This is a genomic window from Streptomyces sp. NPDC014727 (assembly GCF_043083485.1).
In the GTDB taxonomy this organism is placed as follows: Bacteria; Actinomycetota; Actinomycetes; order Streptomycetales; family Streptomycetaceae; genus Streptomyces.
Genome location: NZ_JBIBYR010000001.1, coordinates 1 through 16,751, shown reverse-complemented (window position 1 = coordinate 16,751; position 16,751 = coordinate 1). Strand labels below are relative to the sequence as shown.

Here is a 16,751-nt window from a genome sequence, read left to right as displayed (position 1 = left end):
GTCGCTCATGCCGTCCACTGGTCGAAGGCCAGCTTCGCGACCAGCGAGAACACCACGACCAGCAGGACCCCGCGGACGAACCCGCTGCCCTTCCTGAGCGCCATCCGCGCCCCGATCAGTCCGCCGGCCAGGTTGAACACCGCCATCAGCGCGGCCAGTTGCCAGAGCACACTGCCCTGGTAGGCGAACATCGCCAGCGCCCCGCCATTGGTGCACACGTTGACGATCTTGGCGGTGGCGGACGCCGTCACCAGGTCGAGATGGAGCACCGCGGTCAGCGCGAGCACCAGAAACGTGCCGGTACCGGGGCCGAACAGCCCGTCGTAGAGCCCGATGCCTCCGCCGACCACCACGATCGCGGTCACGGTGCGGGCCCGGGTGACCTCGCGCCGGACCCCCTCGTCCGTCGCCGTGCCGAACGAGGGCCTCAGCATCACGAACGCCGCGACCGCCAGCAGCACCACCATGATCACGGGTCGCAGCACCGCGCTGCTGATCCCGGCCGCGAAGAACGCGCCGGTCATCGATCCGGCCAGCGCCGCGAGCCCGATCCGCAGGGCCGTCTTGACCTTCACCGGCGCCTTGCGCACGTACGTCACGGCGGCGCCCGACGTACCGACGATCGCGACCGCCTTGTTCGTGCCGAGGACGTGCGCGGCCGGGACGTGCGGCAGGCCCAGCAGCAGAGCGGGCAGCAGGAGCAGTCCACCGCCGCCGACCACCGCGTCGATCCAGCCCGCCGCGGCTGCGGCGAGGCAGAGGACAACCAGTGTGGTGAGTGCTATGTCGGGCATGATCGCGACCCTAAGGACGAGGTAGGTGCCCCGTCCAACCGCTTTGGCCGGATCGCGGGAAAGTTGAGCCAACTCTGAGGTTGCCGGGCCTCCGGACCCCCAATGGCCGCCACGGGGCCCGCGTTCGGGATCCGACCGGCCCGTTCTCCCCGCGCGCGCCGGTCGTACGCTGGGGTCCATGAGCCAGGGCTGGAACGCGAGCGACATCCCCGACCAGAGCGGCCGTACCGCCGTGGTCACCGGAGCCAACAGCGGGATCGGGCTGATCACGGCACGGGAGCTGGCCCGGTGCGGCGCGCGGGTGCTCCTCGCCTGCCGTGACGAGACGCGCGGCAAGGAGGCCGAGTCCCGGATCCGGACGGCCGTGACCGGCGCGGACGTGGAGTTCGTACCGCTCGATCTGGCCGATCTGGAATCCGTACGCGAGTTCGCCGCGGTCCGCGCGCCCGGCCGGATCGATCTGCTGATCAACAACGCGGGCGTGATGGCGCTGCCGTACGGGAGGACGGCCGACGGCTTCGAGAGGCAGTTCGGCGTCAACCACCTCGGGCACTTCGCCCTCACCGGGCTGCTGCTACCGAAGCTCCTCGACACCCCGGGGGCGCGTGTGGTGAGCGTCTCCAGCGGGATGCACGCCCTGTCCAACATCGACATCGGGGACCTCAACAGCGAGCGGAACTACCGCCGCTGGATCGCCTACGGCCGTTCGAAGACCGCCAATCTGCTCTTCGTCCACGAGCTGGCACGGCGGCTTTCGGCGGCCGGTTCCGGGGTGGTGGCCGCTGCGGCGCACCCCGGATACGCGGCGACCAATCTGCAGACGGCGGGCGTCCGGATGGAGAGCCGCAAGACGGCGGAACGGGTGATCGAGCTCGGCAACCGGATCATCGCCCAGCCCGCGTCGTCCGGAGCGCTGCCCACCCTGTACGCGGCCACCGCGCCCGGCGTGCGCCCCGACTCGTTCACCGGGCCGAGGCTGCTGGGCTGGCGCGGTGCGCCCGCCCCGTCGTGGCGAGCGGGCTGGACGCTCGACGATGTGGCGAGCGAGCGGCTCTGGGTGGCGTCCGAGCAGCTCACGGGGGTGACGTATCCGGACCTCACGTCCTGAGACCCGGCCACCCGCCGACCGTCGTCGACCTCAGGCCTGCTGTCCCTCGACGGCTGCGGGGTCCATCCACATGACCTCCCAGATGTGGTGGTCCGGGTCCTGGAAGGAACGGCCGGCGAAGAAATTTTCCGCCCCCGGATTCAGGACATGGCGAGCGGCGCGCCGCCCCGGAGCAGCGATCCGCCCAGCGGGGTCAGCGTATGCAGGACCGAGCTGCCGTGCCGCAGCGTGTGGATCAGGCCGGCCTCGCGCAGCACGCAGGCGTGCTGGCTCGCCGAGGCGAGGGAGACTCCGGCGCGGCGGGCGAGTTCGCTGGTCGTGCAGCCGTTGCCGATGGCGCTCAGGACCGTGGAGCGGGTATGGCCGAGGAGCCGGCCGAGCCAGGGTCCCGGTTCCGCGAAGACCGGGGCGCGCGAGTGGGTGACCGGGTAGACCAGGACCGGTGGGAGCCGCGGGTCACGGAGGACGACCGGGGTGACCCGGCAGAAGAAGGACGGCTGGAGCAGCAGCCCCCGGCCGTCGAGGTGGAGTTCGCGGTCGACGGGGTAGTCGGCCTCCAGCACGGGGGCCCGCCAGCGGATCGTGGGCGGGAGGGAGGCGAGCAGTTCTTCCGCCCCGCCGTCCAGGAGTGCGCGACCGCGCACGGCACGGTCGGCCTCGACGCTGGCCTGGATGTGCGGCCAGTACGGTTCGATCGCGGCACGGTGGTAGCTGCGCAGGGCGCCGATGAGCCGGTCGAGCGCCCCGACGCGCCGGTGGGGGACGCGGCCCGCCTCGCGCCGTTCGGCACCCAGGAGGGCGAGTTCGGCGCGGATCCGCCGGATCGGGGTGGAGCGCAGCGCCTCCATTCCGGCGTCGATGCCATACGGCTCAGCGGTTTCCTGAGAAGGCGTCAGAAAGTCCGGGAAATAGCCGCGCGGTGGAATCACGGCGGCCAACGGGTGCACTTCACCATCCAGCCGGGGCCGGGTTTCCTTACGCCATTCCCCGAACACCTTGGAACCGCGCCGGTCCCTCAGCCGATGGAAACTCAGAATGGTTTCCCACAGCGCATCCGGCCGGGTGGCCATCCGCACCTTGGAAAGGTCCACCCCGGACATGTGGATACGCAGCACCGAACCCCCACCTGTTGCACCTGCAATTACCCCCACCCCAGGGTATGCGACCCATAACAGCACGTCACCACGGGGTTTCGGCCAGAGGTGAAACGCCTCGCCCGCGAGTGCCATCACCCGAAAAGCTGTACGACGTCGGGTGCGAATCCGGAGCCACCGGAAGAGCGAGTGAAGGCCGTGGGGGGTTTTGCTCGTTCGGCGGCGGTCGGCGACGGTGCGGCTCCGTGCCCGGCGGGGGTGAGCCGGGTGCGGTCCGTGGATGGGGATCCATGGACCGCACCCCGGTCCGATACCGACCCATGTCTTTGCGTATTGAACGAACTTTGCGTATTGAACTGCACGGGAGGGCGAAGAAAAGGCACATTGCCGAACAACGCTTTTCCCCAGAACAAAACGAGGCGGCGGCACCCCGCACGGGGTGCCGCCGCCTTCGGTGGTTCCGGGGCCGCCGTCGGCTCGGTGAGGGTACGAGTGAGCCTTCGGCGGCCCCGGGGCCGGGGGCGCCGGGTCAGCGGCTGTCGCTGCCCGTCGAGTCCGCGGCCGCACGGCCCGCCTCCAGGCGGGCGACGGGGATGCGGAAGGGGGAGCAGGACACGTAGTCCAGGCCCACCTCGTGGAAGAAGTGCACGGACTCCGGGTCGCCGCCGTGCTCGCCGCAGACGCCGAGCTTCAGGTCCGGGCGGGTGGCCCGGCCGGCCGCGACGGCGCTGCGGACCAGTGAGCCGACGCCGTCCTCGTCGATCGTCTCGAACGGCGACACCCCGAAGATGCCCTTCTCCAGGTACGCGGTGAAGAACGAGGCCTCCACGTCGTCACGGGAGAAGCCCCACACCGTCTGCGTCAGGTCGTTCGTGCCGAACGAGAAGAACTGCGCGGCCTCGGCGATCTGACCGGCGGTCAGCGCGGCACGCGGCAGCTCGATCATGGTGCCGATGGTCAGCTTCAGCCGGGTGCCGGTGGCGGCCTCGACCTGGGCGATGACCTGGTCGGCCTCCTCGCGGACGATCTCCAGCTCCTGGACCGTGCCGACGAGCGGAATCATGATCTCGGCGCGCGGGTCGCCCTTGGCGTTCTTGCGCTCGGCCGCGGCCTCGGCGATCGCCCGGACCTGCATGGCGAACAGGCCGGGGATGACGAGACCCAGACGGACGCCGCGCAGACCGAGCATCGGGTTCTGCTCGTGCAGCTTGTGGACGGCCTGGAGCAGGCGCAGGTCGTTCTCGTTGGCGTCCTTGCGTGACTCGGCGAGCGCGACACGTACCGAGAGCTCGGTGATGTCGGGCAGGAACTCGTGCAGCGGCGGGTCGAGCAGCCGTACGGTGACGGGCAGTCCGTCCATCGCCTCGAACAACTCGATGAAGTCGGCCTTCTGGAGCGGCAGCAGCTCGTCCAGCGCCGCCTCGCGCTCGGCGTCGGTGTCCGCGAGGATCAGCTTCTCGACCATCTCGCGGCGCTCACCGAGGAACATGTGCTCGGTACGGCACAGGCCGATGCCCTGGGCGCCGAAGCGGCGGGCCCGCAGCGCGTCCTCGGCGTTGTCGGCGTTGGCCCGCACCCGCAGCCGGCGCACCCGGTCCGCGTACGCCATGATCCGGTGCACGGCGGCGACCAGCTCGTCGGCGTCGTCGGCGCCCGCGTGCATCCGGCCCTCGAAGTACTCGACGACCGGGGACGGCACGACGGGGACCTCACCGAGGTACACCTTGCCGGTGGAGCCGTCGATGGAGACGACGTCACCCTCCTCGATGACCCGGCCGCCCACGGTCATCCGGCGGCGCTTGGTGTCGACCTCGAGGTCCTCGGCGCCGCAGACACAGGTCTTGCCCATGCCGCGGGCGACGACGGCGGCATGCGAGGTCTTGCCGCCGCGCGAGGTCAGGATGCCCTCGGCCGCGATCATGCCGTCGAGGTCGTCGGGGTTGGTCTCGCGGCGGATGAGGATGACCTTCTCGCCGGAGCGGGACCACTTCACCGCGGTGTACGAGTCGAAGACGGCCTTGCCGACCGCGGCGCCCGGCGAGGCGGCGATGCCCCGGCCCAGCAGCTCGGTGGCGGCTTCGTCGTCGAAGCGCGGGAACATCAACTGCGCCAGCTGCGCCCCGTTGACCCGCTGGAGCGCCTCGGCCTCGTCGATCAGCCCCTGGTCGACGAGCTGGGTGGCGATCCGGAAGGCGGCACCGGCGGTGCGCTTGCCGACCCGGGTCTGGAGCATCCAGAGCCGGCCGCGCTCGATGGTGAACTCGATGTCGCACAGGTCCTTGTAGTGCGTTTCGAGGGTCTCCATGATCTGCATCAGCTGGTCGTACGACTTCTTGTCGATCGACTCCAGCTCGGCGAGCGGCACGGTGTTGCGGATACCGGCGACGACGTCCTCGCCCTGCGCGTTCTGCAGGTAGTCGCCGTAGACGCCCTGGTGGCCGCTGGCCGGGTCACGGGTGAACGCGACACCCGTACCGGAGTCCGGGCCGAGGTTGCCGAAGACCATCGAGCAGACATTGACGGCCGTGCCGAGGTCGCCGGGGATACGCTCCTGGCGGCGGTAGAGCTTGGCCCGGTCGGTGTTCCACGAGTCGAAGACGGCCTTTATGGCCAGGTCCATCTGCTCGCGCGGGTCCTGCGGGAAGTCCCGCCCGGCGTCCCGCGAGACGATCTTCTTGAACTGCTTGACCAGCTTCTTCAGGTCGGCCGCGTCGAGGTCCACGTCGACCGTGACGCCCTTGGCCTCCTTCGCCGCCTCCAGCGCCTCCTCGAAGAGGTCGCCGTCGACGCCGAGGACGGTCTTGCCGAACATCTGGATGAGGCGGCGGTAGGAGTCCCAGGCGAACCGCTCGTCACCGGCCTGGGCGGTGAGACCGGCCACGGACTCGTCGGAGAGGCCGATGTTGAGAACCGTGTCCATCATGCCGGGCATCGAGAACTTCGCGCCGGAGCGGACCGAGACCAGCAGCGGATCGTCCGCCTGGCCGAGCTTCTTGCCCATCCGCGCCTCAAGGGCTTCGAGATGCGCGCTGACCTCGGCTCGCAGCTCCGTCGGCTCCTCACCACTGCCGAGGTAGACCTTGCACGCCTCGGTGGTGATGGTGAAGCCCGGAGGGACGGGGAGCCCGAGATTGGTCATCTCGGCGAGGTTGGCGCCCTTCCCGCCGAGCAGGTCCTTCAGGTCCTTGTTGCCCTCGGTGAAGTCATAGACGAACTTCTGGCCCTGCGGGTCCCGGGACTCCGGGGTGGATACGTGGGAATCTTTGTTTTCCGACACGGGTCTCGACTCCTCGAGGACGCGGTGGCTGCCCTGACGGCGAGGAACATACCCAGATCGAAGGTGCCCTGGTACGTCCACTTGCGCGTCATGAGGCCTCAACCACCCGTCCGCCAGCAGATCGAAAGTGACGGGACCTGTCCCTCGATCGAGGGACTGTATTCATTTCTTGAACGAATGAGCACTCAGCGCAAGGGAAAATCCCCAGATTGACCACACGGTGCAAGTGTGGCATCGATCGATCAAAGTGGAGCAGCCTGGCACCGAGTGCCACCATTTGAGAAATGCAGCTCCCGAATTCACGCTCATATGAGCGACCCGACTCTCAGGGTGGCGAGAATCACTCTACGATCGACGCTCAGATGTCACCATCCGGACGCCTGTGCGGCGACCGCTGGTCACTCAGTGATCATCAAGAGGGGGCTCAGCGTGAGTGAATCCGGCGCACCGTGCGCGATGCGGACTCATCCGGGCCGCCGCTTGGCTCTCTATCGCTGAATCCGGCCGAATATGGCGCTCAGATGAGCCGCATAAATAGAGAGGCACGCGGTGCCTCTGGTGCCACGTGCCCCCTCAAGGCCCTGTTCTCGTATAGCTACGGCGAACGGACATGTAGCGCTGAGTAACCACTCTGGTTTGTCGTTTCCCCTGGCGGTGCGCCTCGTTGAGCTGAACGGGTGATCGGTCGGGGTGGGGGGATGCGGGTGCGGCAGGACTGGGAGCCGGAGGACCTGATCGAGGTCTGGACGCTGCTCGAAGACGACATGAAGAAGGTGCGGAACAAGTCCGGGGCGACCCGGCTCGGCTTCGCGTTGCTGTTGAAGTTCTTCGAGGTGGAGGCCCGGTTCCCAGAGTCGGCTAAGGAGGTGCCGGCCGCTGCGGTGGAATACGTGGCCCAGCAGGTGAAGGTCCCGGCCGCGGCGTGGGCGGCCTACGGCTGGGAAAGCAAGGCGATCCAGCGTCACCGGGGCGAGATCCGGGCGGTGTACGGGTTCCGCGCGACCACTGAGGAGGACCAGGAGCGGCTGGCCGAGTGGCTGGCCGCTGAGCTGTGTCCGGTGGAGCTGTCGCGGGACCGTCTGGCGGCGGCGGTGGTGGCCCGGTGCCGTAACGACCACATCGAGCCGCCTGCCCCGGGGCAGGTCGCGCGGCTGGTGGGCAAAGCGGTCAAGGACTTCGAGGCCCGGTTCTGCCGCAGCAGGGTGGAGCGGATCGCGCATGCGACGCGCTCACGGCTGGAAGACCTCGTCGCCAGCGGTGAGGACGAGACGGGCGAAGGAACGGACGGTGAGGGCACGGCGTCGGGCGGCGGGCGTTCACACTTCGCCGAGCTGAAGGCCGACCCGGGGGCGCCGGGGCTGGAGAGCTTGCTGGCGGAGGTGAACAAGCTCCAGCGGGTGCGGCGGCTGGAGCTGCCCGCGGACTTGTTCGCGGATGTGTCGGAGAAGCTGGTGGACGCGTGGCGGGCGCGGGCGTCGAAGGAGTATCCGGCGAACCTGGAGCGGATGAAACGGCCGCGGCGGCTGACTCTGCTGGCTGCGCTGTGCCATGTGCGGCAGACGGAGATCACCGACTCGCTGGTGGACCTGTTCATTCAGCTCGTGCTGAAAATCAACACGCGGGCGGAACGGAAGGTCGACAAGGAGCTCAACGCCGAGCTGAAGAAGATCCGGGGCAAGGAAGGCATGCTACTGCGGGTCGCGGAGGCCGCCTTGTCCGAGCCGTCCGGCACGGTGCGGCGGGTGATCTACCCGGTGGTCGGCGGGGAGAAGACGCTCAAGGCGCTGGCGGCGGAAGCCGCGGCGAACGAGGCCCGCTACAAGGCCCGGGTCCGCACGGTGCTGCGCTCCTCGTACTCGACGCACTGGCGCCGGATGCTCTCGCCACTGCTGGGCGCGCTGGAGCTGAAGTGCAACAACACCTCCTACCGGCCGGTGATGGACGCGATCGATCTGCTCCAGCGCTACCTGGACCAGCCGCTGAAGGAGGGCGCGTTCTTCGATCCGGCGGAGAGCGTGCCGCTCGCGGGGGTGGTGCCCGAGCACTGGCGGGCGGCGGTGGTGGACGACAAGGGCCGTGTCGAGCGCATCCCGTACGAGCTGTGCGTGCTGGTGGCGCTTCGAGATGCGGTGCGCAGGCGGGAGATCTGGGTGGTGGGGGCGAACCGGTGGCGTAACCCGGAGGACGACCTGCCGGCGGACTTCGAGGATAACCGGGACGTGCATTACGCCGCCCTGGGCCAGCCGCAGGACGCCGGGGAGTTCATCGTCGCCCTGCAAGGCAAGCTCCGCACCTCGCTGGACCGCTTCGAGCAGGCGCTGGCGGAGGGCACGACGGGCGGGGTGGCGATCGTGAAGAAGCACGGCGAGCCGTGGATTCGCGTCTCCCCGCACGGCAAGCAGGAGGAGCCCGAGAGCCTGGTGGCCATCAAGGGCGAGATCGAGCGGCGCTGGGGGACCATCGACCTGCTGGACATCCTGAAGTACGCCGAGTTCGACACGGACTTCATCGCCGAGTTCACCTCGGTCGCCACCAGAGAGATGCTGTCGAAGGATGTGCTGCGGCGCCGGCTGCTGCTGGTCCTGTTCGGTCTGGGCACGAACATGGGGATCAAGCGGGTCGCGGTGACCGGCAAGCACGGCGAGTCGGAGGCGACGCTGCGGCGGGTGCGGCATCTGTTCGTCAACCGGGCCAACATGCGCGCGGCCTTGCGGAAGCTGGTGAACGCCACCTTCGCCGTCCGGGATGAGATGTGGTGGGGCACCGGCACTGCATGCGCCTCCGACAGCCGCAAGTTCGGCGCCTGGTCCTCCAACCTGATGACCGAGTGGCACCAGCGCTACCGGGGCCCCGGTGTGATGATTTATTGGCATGTGGAGCGGAAATCGGTCTGCATCTACAGCCAGCTCAAGAGCTGTTCGGCCTCCGAGGTCGCGTCGATGATCGAGGGCGTGCTGCGGCACTGCACCGACATGGACGTCGACCGGCAGTACACCGACACGCACGGCGCCTCCATCGTTGGCTTCGCCTTCGCGCACATGCTCGACTTCAAGCTGATGCCTCGGCTGAAGAACATTGGCTCCGCGAAGCTGTACCGGCCGGCGGCCGGGGAGGACGAGAACTGGCCGAACCTGGGCCCGGTGCTCTCCACCAAGACGATCGACTGGGACCTGATCGCCCAGCAGTACGACCAGATCGTGAAGTACACCACCGCCCTGCGCCTGGGCACCGCCGAGGCCGAGCAGGTCCTGCGCCGGTTCACCCGCGGCGGCCCCAAGCACCCGACGTACCGGGCGATCGAAGAACTCGGGCGGGCGGTGCGTACCTCGTTCGTCTGCGACTACCTAGCCGACGTCGAAATGCGCCAGGAGATCCACGAGGGCTTGCAGGTGGTGGAGAACTGGAACTCCGCGAACAAGGACATCTTCTACGGCAAGGACGGTGACCTGGCCGGTGCGGACAAGGAGTCCCAGGAGGTCAGCATGCTCGCGCTGCACCTGCTCCAGTCCGCTCTGGTGCACGTCAACACGCTGCTGATGCAGGAGGTCCTGGCCGATCCGAAGTGGGCGGACAAGCTCACCGACGCGGACCGCCGGGCGCTGTCGCCGCTGTTCTGGACCCACGTCAATCCGTACGGCCGGTTCGAGCTGGACATGAACAGCCGCCTCGATCTGGACCTGTCCATCCGTGAGACGGTGCCCGGCCCGCGCACCCCGCAGGGGGAGGCAGCAAGCACCACGGCTCCGGGCCTGGCCGAAGCCGTGGTACATGCTCAACCGGGCAGCGTGACAAGCCCCATCTCATAGGCGGTGATCACGAGCTGGACCCGGTCCCGGGCGCCCAGTTTGGTGAGCAGGCGTGACACGTGCGACTTAGCGGTGGCCACCGTGATGAAGAGGTCCTCCGCGATCTCGGTGTTCGTCCGGCCGCGCCCGATGAGGGTCAGGACTTCCCGTTCCCGCTCGGTGATGCCCGCGACCGGCCGCGGGGAGCGCCGCGGGGGGTGCCCGACGAAGTCGGCGATCAGTCGGCGCGTGACCCCCGGCGCGATCAGTGCATCGCCGACGGCGACCACGCGGATAGCCGCGAGGATGTCGTTCAGCGCCATGTCCTTGACCACGAAGCCGCTCGCTCCGGCCCGCAGCGCGCCGTAGACGTAGTCGTCCTCGTCGAACGTGGTCAGGACGAGGACGCGCGTCGCGGTCGGGCCGGCGGTGATCAGGCGAGTGGCCTCGATCCCGTCCATGCCGGGCATCCGGATGTCCATCACCACGACGTCGGGGCCGATACCCCTGACCAGTTGGACCGCCTCGGCACCGGTTGCGGCTTCGCCGACGACCTCCAGGTCGGGGTGATCGGCCATGACCAGGCGCAGGCCGGACCGCACCAGTGGCTGGTCGTCGGCGAGTACGACGCGTACAGGACCGGCGGTCATCGGGCTTCCACCGGAACTCCGGCGGGGTCGGGCAGAGGCAGCCGGGCCGTCACCCGGAAACCGCCCTCGGGACGTGACCCGGCGCTGAGGTCGCCGTACAACAGGGCGACCCGCTCCCGCATGCCCACGAGACCGAAGCCGTGGGCCGAGCTGTTCTCGGTGGCACCGCGCCCATCGTCGACGACCTCCACGGACAGCTCCTCGTCCCCGTAGTCGATGAGCACCCGACAGCGTCCGGTGCCCGCGTGGCGGATCACGTTGGTCAGCGCCTCCTGAACGATACGGAAGGCGGACAGGTCGATGTCGGCCGGCAGGGGGCGCTCTTCCCCACTGCGGCGCACATCCACCTGTACCCCCGCGTCGGCCGTGGCCGCTGCCAGCCGGTCGATGTCCGCCAGACCCGGCGAGGGCGCAAGGGCTGCCTGGTTCCCCGAGACCGCCGCGCCCGGGTCTGCCTGACGGAGTGCCACCAAGGTGCGCCGAAGGCCCGACAGGGTCTCCCTGCTGGTGACCTCGATGGCCCGCAATGCCTCACCGGCCTCCGTGGGCCGGGTCCGGATGACCTGGCTCGCCGCCCCGGCCTGGATGGCGATGATACCGATGCTGTGCGCGACCATGTCGTGCAACTCCCGTGCGATCCGCAGCCGTTCGGCGATCACGGCCTCGGCCACCTCCTGTGAACGCAGCGCCACCGTGTGCTCGCGGCGCTCGCGGCTCAATAGTCCACCCGTGCAGGCCGCGGCCATCGCCAGGAGGGCGATCACGACGTTGACGGTCAGGTTGTCCCCGTGCGAGAAGCCGCCGATGACCAGGAGCTGGACGGTGAGGGATCCGGCCACGGCGATGATCGAAGCTCGCCGCGCGCAGGTGGCGACGATGAGGCCCAGGACGAGGTCCACCGCCAGATACGACAGGAACTGGCCTTGATACGCAGCCGACAGGCTCGCACGGGCGGAGCCCGGGGGGCCCACCACCACGGCGGTGGACCCGAAGAGCGCTATGGATAGAGCCAGGAGCGGCATGCGTCGCAGCACACCGACGAGCAGACTCGCCGCAAGCAGTGCCCCGAAACCGTGGACCATGCCCGAAGCCCGCGGTGCACCTCCCACGAGCAGACCCACCGCGAGGAGGTACAGGGCACCTCCCAAACAGGCCATGGTCTTCGTTCTCGTCATCGCTGGTGTGGCCTCTCAAGAGGGAGACCGCGCTGTGCGACGCGCACAAGGAACGGGGTGGTCGGTATGGCATCCATCCCGCGAGACTATCCAGCCACCGCCCCTGCGGGATCGGCCCGCGGACGTACGCCCACGGGTGAAGGCGGCCGCGCGATTGCCATCCACGGCCCCCTGACCGGACGGGGCCCTCCCGGCAGGGTTGTCCCTATGATCGAAGTCAACGAACTCACCAAGCGCTATGGCGACAAGACTGCCGTCGACCAGCTGTCCTTCACCGTGCGACCGGGCCAGGTCACCGGTTTCCTCGGCCCCAACGGAGCCGGTAAGACCACCACCCTGCGGATGATCCTCGGCCTGGACGCGCCCACGGGCGGCGCCTCCACCGTCAGCGGCGTCCCCTTCCGCAGCCACCCGCGCGGACTGCGGCACGTCGGCGCACTCCTCGACGCCGGCCAGGTCCACGGCGGACGCACCGCCGCGGCCCACCTGTCCGCCCTGGCCTACAGCAACGGGATCTCCCCACGCCGGGTCGACGAGGTGCTGCACGAGGTGGGCCTGGCCGAGGCCGCGTCCCGCCGCATCGGCGGCTTCTCGCTCGGCATGAAGCAGCGGCTCGGGATCGCCACCGCGCTGCTCGGCGACCCGCCGGTGCTGATGTTCGACGAGCCGGTCAACGGCATGGACCCGGAAGGCGTGCTCTGGATGCGCCGCCTCTTCCGGCGCCTCGCGGCCGAGGGCCGTACGGTCTTCCTCTCCAGCCACCTCATGTCGGAGATGGAAAACACCGCCGACCAGCTCGTCGTCATCGGCCGGGGCCGGCTCATCGCCGCCGAGTCAGTCCGGGACTTCGCGGCCCGCAGCACCCGTTTCAGCGTTGTAGTGGGCACCCCGCAGGCCGCCGAGCTGACGGCGGTACTGACCACCGCAGGCGCCTCGGTCGAGCCGGAGGGCTCACCAGGCACCGAGAAGCTCACCGTGACCGGGCTGCCGGCGGACCGGATCGGAGCACTCGCCTTCGAGAACCGGATCCAGCTCAACGAACTGACCACCCGGACCGCCTCACTGGAGGAGGCCTTCATGGAACTCACCACCGACAGCGTCGAATACCAGGCAGGACAGCCCCGATGACCACAGCCACCTCCGTCCCCACGGCCACCTCGTCCGCACCCGTCGTCGAGCCGCCCGCCCGCTTCCGCGACCTGCTCACCTCCGAGTGGATCAAGATGCGGTCCCTGCGCTCGACCCCGTGGACGCTCGCGCTCAGCGCCCTGTTCGTCATCGGATCCGCCGCCGTAGCGGCACTGGCGGAAGTCAACAACCTCCGGACTATGAGCCCGGCCGCGAGGGCCAATCAGGGATTCCATGTGTTCGTCGCGTTCCCCGCGGCCGGTTACATGGCGCTGATGCTCGTCGCCGGCAGCGTCGGCGCCCTCACCGTTGTGAGCGAGTACAGCAGCGGCCTGATCCGCACCACCACCGTGGCCGTCCCCGCCCGCGGAGCGGTGGTGCTGGCCAAGGCGGTCGTCACCGCCGCGCTCTGGACCGCAGTCGGCACGGTCATCTCCACGGGTTGCTTCCTGATCTCCCAAGCCATCCTGAACGGGCAGCAGGCAGGGGTTCCGCTCACCCATCCCGGAGTGCTCCGGGCGCTGATGGCGTCCGCCCTGCTGGCCCCGGTCTGCGCACTGATCGGCCTCGGCTTCGGGACTCTGATCAGGCACAGCGCCACCACCATGGTCACCAGCGCCTTCACCCTGGTGATGCTGCCGCCGATCTTCTCGCAGAGCGCCCGTTGGTCCGCCGCCATAAGCCACGCTATGCCGGTCACGGCATGGAAGCGCCTGGTCCAGAACTGGGCACCGGATCCCCATTCGCTCGCCTACAGCGCCACTGTCCCCGGCTCGTGGGCCGTGTACGCGCTCTGGCCGCTGATCGCGGTCGTACTCGCTGTGGCCATCGTGCGGCACCGCGACGTGTGAACGTGCCTCCGAGACGCGCATATCGCGGCCCGGAGGCACAGGGCGGGGCCCTCGAAGCTCTTTGCCGCCTCGATGAACGTCTCTCATAAACGACCCTTTGCCCGAGCAAGATCAAATAAGGTCGGGCGAAGATCACCAAGAAGCGGATCGACTCTCAGAACCCGTTCGCGCTCAAGAGCGGTAGGAGGGGGGTTCTGCGACTTGCGTTGTGCGAAAATCAGGGTCCATGACGGCCCCTCAAAAATTTTCCGTCGGACCTGAGTCCGAAGCCGATCTCGTCGAACGCCATCCGTGCCCGAAGTGCAAGGCCGCCCCCGGCTCGCCGTGCCGCTCGCGCAGCGGGGCAGTAACGAGCGCCTACCCCACCGGCCGCTTCACCAAGGTGCCGAAGCTGGCGAAGGATCTGCGGGTGCCGACCCCGGCCAACCGAGGGCCGGGGCAGCCCTGGCGGCCCGGCAAGTCGGTGCCCGCGGCCGTCGACCCCAGTCTGCCGAGCGCGGACATCCGCATCGGCTATGCCCGTTGCTCGCACCTCAGCCAGGAGCTCGACTCGCAGCTGGACGCGCTCGCCAAGCGCGGCATCGGCAGAGACAAAATCTTCAGCGAGAAGATCAGCACCCGGATCAAGGTCCGCCCGCAGTTTGAGGAGGCGCTGAAGACCGCCCGGGAGATCAAGACGCACGCCCCGCACTGCCGGGTCATCTTCACCGTGTTCGAGATGAAGAGGCTGGGGCGTGACGCGGCGGAGCTCACCGCCCTCGCGGACCATCTGACCGAGCACGGCCTGGTGCTGGAGATGCTCGCCGGGCCACTGCCTGGCATCTACGACCCCACCGGCCCTGGCAAGCTGCTGTTCGGCTTCTTCGCCGCGATGGCGGAGACGGAGCGGGAGAACATCAGGGAGTCGACGCTGGAGGGGCTGGAGACCGCAGCCCGCAAGGGCAAGTACGGCGGCCGGCCCCCGGTCATCACCGACGACATGCTGCACACCGTGCTGCGGCGCAAGGCGCTCGGCGAGTCCGTCGAGCAGATCCAGCCCGCCCTGACCCGCGCAAGGGACAGAACCCGTCCGTCGCCAGCATCTACCGGGCGCTCGCCGAGCACGAGAAAACCCAGGCGCACCCGGAGGCAGTCGAGACGGCACACGCCGACTTCGCCGCCCTTCAGCAGCGCGACCGCAGCCCCAAGTAGTTACTCAGCGCTACATGTCCGTTCGCCGTAGCTATACGAGAACAGGGCCCTGAGTCCCGCAGGTTCAGGCAAACTGAAGGGTTCTTGGTGGGAACCCAAGGGTCGGTCGCCGTGCTTCACGGTGCTGGTTCCGCGAGTTTGACTCCAACTCACGACCACGCCGCTTTCTGGCTCTCTGGGCGGCCGAGAGGGTAAGTGGGTTAACCAAGAGGGTGGCCGTAGCGCAACTTGTTGAGAGCGGCCCCGCCGGTGGTGTCCACCACTGCCGCGCCGTCGGGGCGCCAACCGGCGGCCTCGTAGAAGCGCCGGGCTCGTTCGTTGTCTTCGAGTACCCACAAGACGGCCTGTGCATAGTCCGCCTGTCCGAGAGTCGTCAACGCTGCCGCCATCAACTGCTTTCCGATCCCAGCGCCCCAGACCTCGGGCATCGCGTAGAGCGTGCCGATTTCCGCGATGGCAGAGCTCTCCTCAGACGCGCTGAAACTTGCGAACCCGACGATCCCCGCCTCGGTTTCGGCTACCAGCACCCCCGACGATGGCCACTGTGTCGCTGCGATACGTGACTTCCAGCCGGACTCTTCGTGGCTTGGGTCCATGGCGTCGAGGTAGTGCTGCGGGACAAGACCGGCAAAGGCCACCTGCCAGGAGCGCACGTGGACACCAGCGACCGCCGAGGCGTCATCAGGCCCTGCCTGTCGAATCCGCATGGCCGTCATTCTTCAAGGCTCCGCGCTCCGGGCCAAGTTCTTTTGCCGAGGGCACTGTCGAGTGCTCGGCTGCCTGTTCCAGCAGTGCCCGCGCAGAGTCCGCGTAGCGGATGGCAGTCTTCTCGTCGATGCCGAAGACGAGGGCGAGGTGGAGAGGGTCGGCGCCGTGGGTGAGGGCCTCTTCGAGTTGGCGGTCGACGCGGAGCCGTTCCAGGGTGGCGGTGAGGTTGCGGGTGGCCCGGGTGATCCAGAGTTTGCCGGCCGGGCCGAGTTCGACGGCGGTCTTCTGGGTGATCAGCAGGTGGGGATTGGCCGTGTTCGGCCAGCGGTTGCGGCGGTGGTCGAGCCAGTCCAGGACCGCACGGCGGGTGAGGTCGTCGAGCGGGCGGACGTGGCCGCCGACGGTGATGCGGCGGTTGCCCAGGTCGACGTCGTCCAGCTGCATCGTCCGGATCATCTTCGGCCGTGCCGCGTGGGTGGCGGCCAAGGCGACGATGAGCCGGATGTCCGGGGTGGTGGCGGTGGCGATGGCCTCGTCGATGTCAGCCTGGACGAGAGTCTGGAGGACGCCGCCGGTCTGCCGGGGAACACGGATACGGATCGTGGGATTACGGAAGACCTGGCCGTTCTTCTTCGCGTGCCGGAACAGTGACCGCAGTGCGACGATCCGGCTTTCGCGCTGTTTGCCAGTGACAGCGTCCCGGGCCGCGACGATGTCCTCCCGGGTGACCTCTCGCAGGTGGTCGTAGCGGCTGGACCACTCCAGCAGCACCGGCTGGATCTCACCCAGGTAGGCCCAGGTCGTGTGCCGGGAGCGGGGCTCGGACCGTGGACCACCGTCGAGGAGAGTGCGAACCCAGGCTTCGACTGCGCGATGGATGCCTGGGGGCATGCCGTGTCGGCGTACGGGCTGTAGTGCAGAGGCATGTACGGGCTGATGTACAGAGTTTGAGTCTGTGTCAACTGACCGCCGTGATGCCGCCTTCGATGG

Annotated in this window: 12 protein-coding genes and 1 pseudogene; 5 read left to right on the top strand and 8 right to left on the bottom strand. The window is 68.7% G+C overall.

Translation table 11 applies throughout. From position 1 onward, the window contains the following. Positions 1-5: 5 nt before the first annotated feature. A complete protein-coding gene (locus ACF1B9_RS00065) occupies positions 6-794 on the bottom strand; it encodes a sulfite exporter TauE/SafE family protein (RefSeq protein WP_391742263.1) in 789 nt (262 codons plus the stop codon). A 178-nt stretch (positions 795-972) separates the two neighbouring features. Here ACF1B9_RS00065 and ACF1B9_RS00060 point away from each other — a divergent pair, with 178 nt between their 5' ends. Beyond that, entirely contained in the window at positions 973-1,902 is a 930-nt protein-coding gene (locus ACF1B9_RS00060; protein ID WP_391742264.1) for an oxidoreductase, read from the top strand. A 30-nt stretch (positions 1,903-1,932) separates the two neighbouring features. Here the strand turns inward: ACF1B9_RS00060 and ACF1B9_RS00055 are convergent. The 3 genes and pseudogenes from ACF1B9_RS00055 to ppdK form a co-directional block, all read right to left on the bottom strand. Then, positions 1,933-2,025 (bottom strand): annotated as a pseudogene (locus tag ACF1B9_RS00055) (glyoxalase); the annotation flags it as partial. Positions 2,026-2,042: 17 nt separating this feature from the next. Then, complete coding sequence (locus ACF1B9_RS00050; protein WP_391742266.1) at positions 2,043-3,017, bottom strand: ArsR/SmtB family transcription factor; 975 nt, start codon at positions 3,015-3,017, stop codon at positions 2,043-2,045. A 508-nt stretch (positions 3,018-3,525) separates the two neighbouring features. Continuing rightward, entirely contained in the window at positions 3,526-6,273 is a 2,748-nt protein-coding gene (ppdK, locus tag ACF1B9_RS00045; RefSeq protein ID WP_391742267.1) for a pyruvate, phosphate dikinase, read from the bottom strand. A 698-nt stretch (positions 6,274-6,971) separates the two neighbouring features. Between ppdK and ACF1B9_RS00040 the strand changes: the two genes are divergently transcribed. Beyond that, positions 6,972-10,079 (top strand): Tn3 family transposase, encoded by a 3,108-nt coding sequence (locus ACF1B9_RS00040; protein ID WP_391742268.1) that lies wholly within the window; start codon positions 6,972-6,974, stop codon positions 10,077-10,079. Here ACF1B9_RS00040 and ACF1B9_RS00035 read toward each other — a convergent pair. After that, positions 10,046-10,708, bottom strand: a complete 663-nt coding sequence (locus ACF1B9_RS00035; RefSeq protein WP_143610627.1) for a response regulator transcription factor — start codon at positions 10,706-10,708, stop codon at positions 10,046-10,048. The genes ACF1B9_RS00040 and ACF1B9_RS00035 overlap by 34 nt on opposite strands. Continuing rightward, a complete protein-coding gene (locus ACF1B9_RS00030) occupies positions 10,705-11,856 on the bottom strand; it encodes a sensor histidine kinase (RefSeq protein WP_391742269.1) in 1,152 nt (383 codons plus the stop codon). Before ACF1B9_RS00030 ends, ACF1B9_RS00035 begins: the two co-directional genes overlap by 4 nt. A 234-nt stretch (positions 11,857-12,090) precedes the next feature. Here ACF1B9_RS00030 and ACF1B9_RS00025 point away from each other — a divergent pair, with 234 nt between their 5' ends. The 3 genes from ACF1B9_RS00025 to ACF1B9_RS00015 all read left to right on the top strand — a co-directional run bounded on the left by ACF1B9_RS00025 (position 12,091) and on the right by ACF1B9_RS00015 (position 15,084). Next, positions 12,091-13,011 carry an ABC transporter ATP-binding protein gene (locus ACF1B9_RS00025; protein WP_391742271.1) on the top strand — a complete coding sequence of 307 codons (921 nt, stop codon included), beginning with the start codon at positions 12,091-12,093 and terminating at the stop codon, positions 13,009-13,011. Continuing rightward, positions 13,008-13,862 (top strand): ABC transporter permease, encoded by an 855-nt coding sequence (locus ACF1B9_RS00020; protein WP_391742272.1) that lies wholly within the window; start codon positions 13,008-13,010, stop codon positions 13,860-13,862. The genes ACF1B9_RS00025 and ACF1B9_RS00020 overlap by 4 nt, the downstream gene beginning before the upstream one ends. Before the next feature lie 226 nt (positions 13,863-14,088). After that, the gene (locus ACF1B9_RS00015) at positions 14,089-15,084 is read left to right on the top strand and encodes a recombinase family protein (RefSeq protein WP_391742273.1); all 996 of its coding nucleotides are present in this window, start codon (positions 14,089-14,091) and stop codon (positions 15,082-15,084) included. Between the two features lie 169 nt (positions 15,085-15,253). Here the strand turns inward: ACF1B9_RS00015 and ACF1B9_RS00010 are convergent, their stop codons facing one another. Both ACF1B9_RS00010 and ACF1B9_RS00005 read right to left on the bottom strand, forming a co-directional pair. After that, on the bottom strand, positions 15,254-15,760 hold the full coding sequence (locus ACF1B9_RS00010) for a GNAT family N-acetyltransferase (RefSeq protein WP_391742274.1): 507 nt from the start codon (positions 15,758-15,760) through the stop codon (positions 15,254-15,256). Further along, on the bottom strand, positions 15,735-16,652 hold the full coding sequence (locus tag ACF1B9_RS00005; RefSeq protein WP_391742276.1) for a hypothetical protein: 918 nt from the start codon (positions 16,650-16,652) through the stop codon (positions 15,735-15,737). The genes ACF1B9_RS00010 and ACF1B9_RS00005 overlap by 26 nt, the downstream gene beginning before the upstream one ends. Between the last annotated feature and the right edge of the window lie 99 nt (positions 16,653-16,751).

What these genes read in the sequence shown, in the direction of transcription:
- ACF1B9_RS00065 (WP_391742263.1), bottom strand. Translation starts at nt 794, where the DNA reads ATGCCCGACATAGCACTCACCACACTGGTTGTCCTCTGCCTCGCCGCA.
- ACF1B9_RS00060 (WP_391742264.1), top strand. Translation starts at nt 973, where the DNA reads ATGAGCCAGGGCTGGAACGCGAGCGACATCCCCGACCAGAGCGGCCGT.
- ACF1B9_RS00040 (WP_391742268.1), top strand. Translation starts at nt 6,972, where the DNA reads ATGCGGGTGCGGCAGGACTGGGAGCCGGAGGACCTGATCGAGGTCTGG.
- ACF1B9_RS00035 (WP_143610627.1), bottom strand. Translation starts at nt 10,708, where the DNA reads ATGACCGCCGGTCCTGTACGCGTCGTACTCGCCGACGACCAGCCACTG.
- ACF1B9_RS00025 (WP_391742271.1), top strand. Translation starts at nt 12,091, where the DNA reads ATGATCGAAGTCAACGAACTCACCAAGCGCTATGGCGACAAGACTGCC.
- ACF1B9_RS00020 (WP_391742272.1), top strand. Translation starts at nt 13,008, where the DNA reads ATGACCACAGCCACCTCCGTCCCCACGGCCACCTCGTCCGCACCCGTC.
- ACF1B9_RS00015 (WP_391742273.1), top strand. Translation starts at nt 14,089, where the DNA reads ATGACGGCCCCTCAAAAATTTTCCGTCGGACCTGAGTCCGAAGCCGAT.
- ACF1B9_RS00010 (WP_391742274.1), bottom strand. Translation starts at nt 15,760, where the DNA reads ATGCGGATTCGACAGGCAGGGCCTGATGACGCCTCGGCGGTCGCTGGT.
- ACF1B9_RS00005 (WP_391742276.1), bottom strand. Translation starts at nt 16,652, where the DNA reads ATGCCCCCAGGCATCCATCGCGCAGTCGAAGCCTGGGTTCGCACTCTC.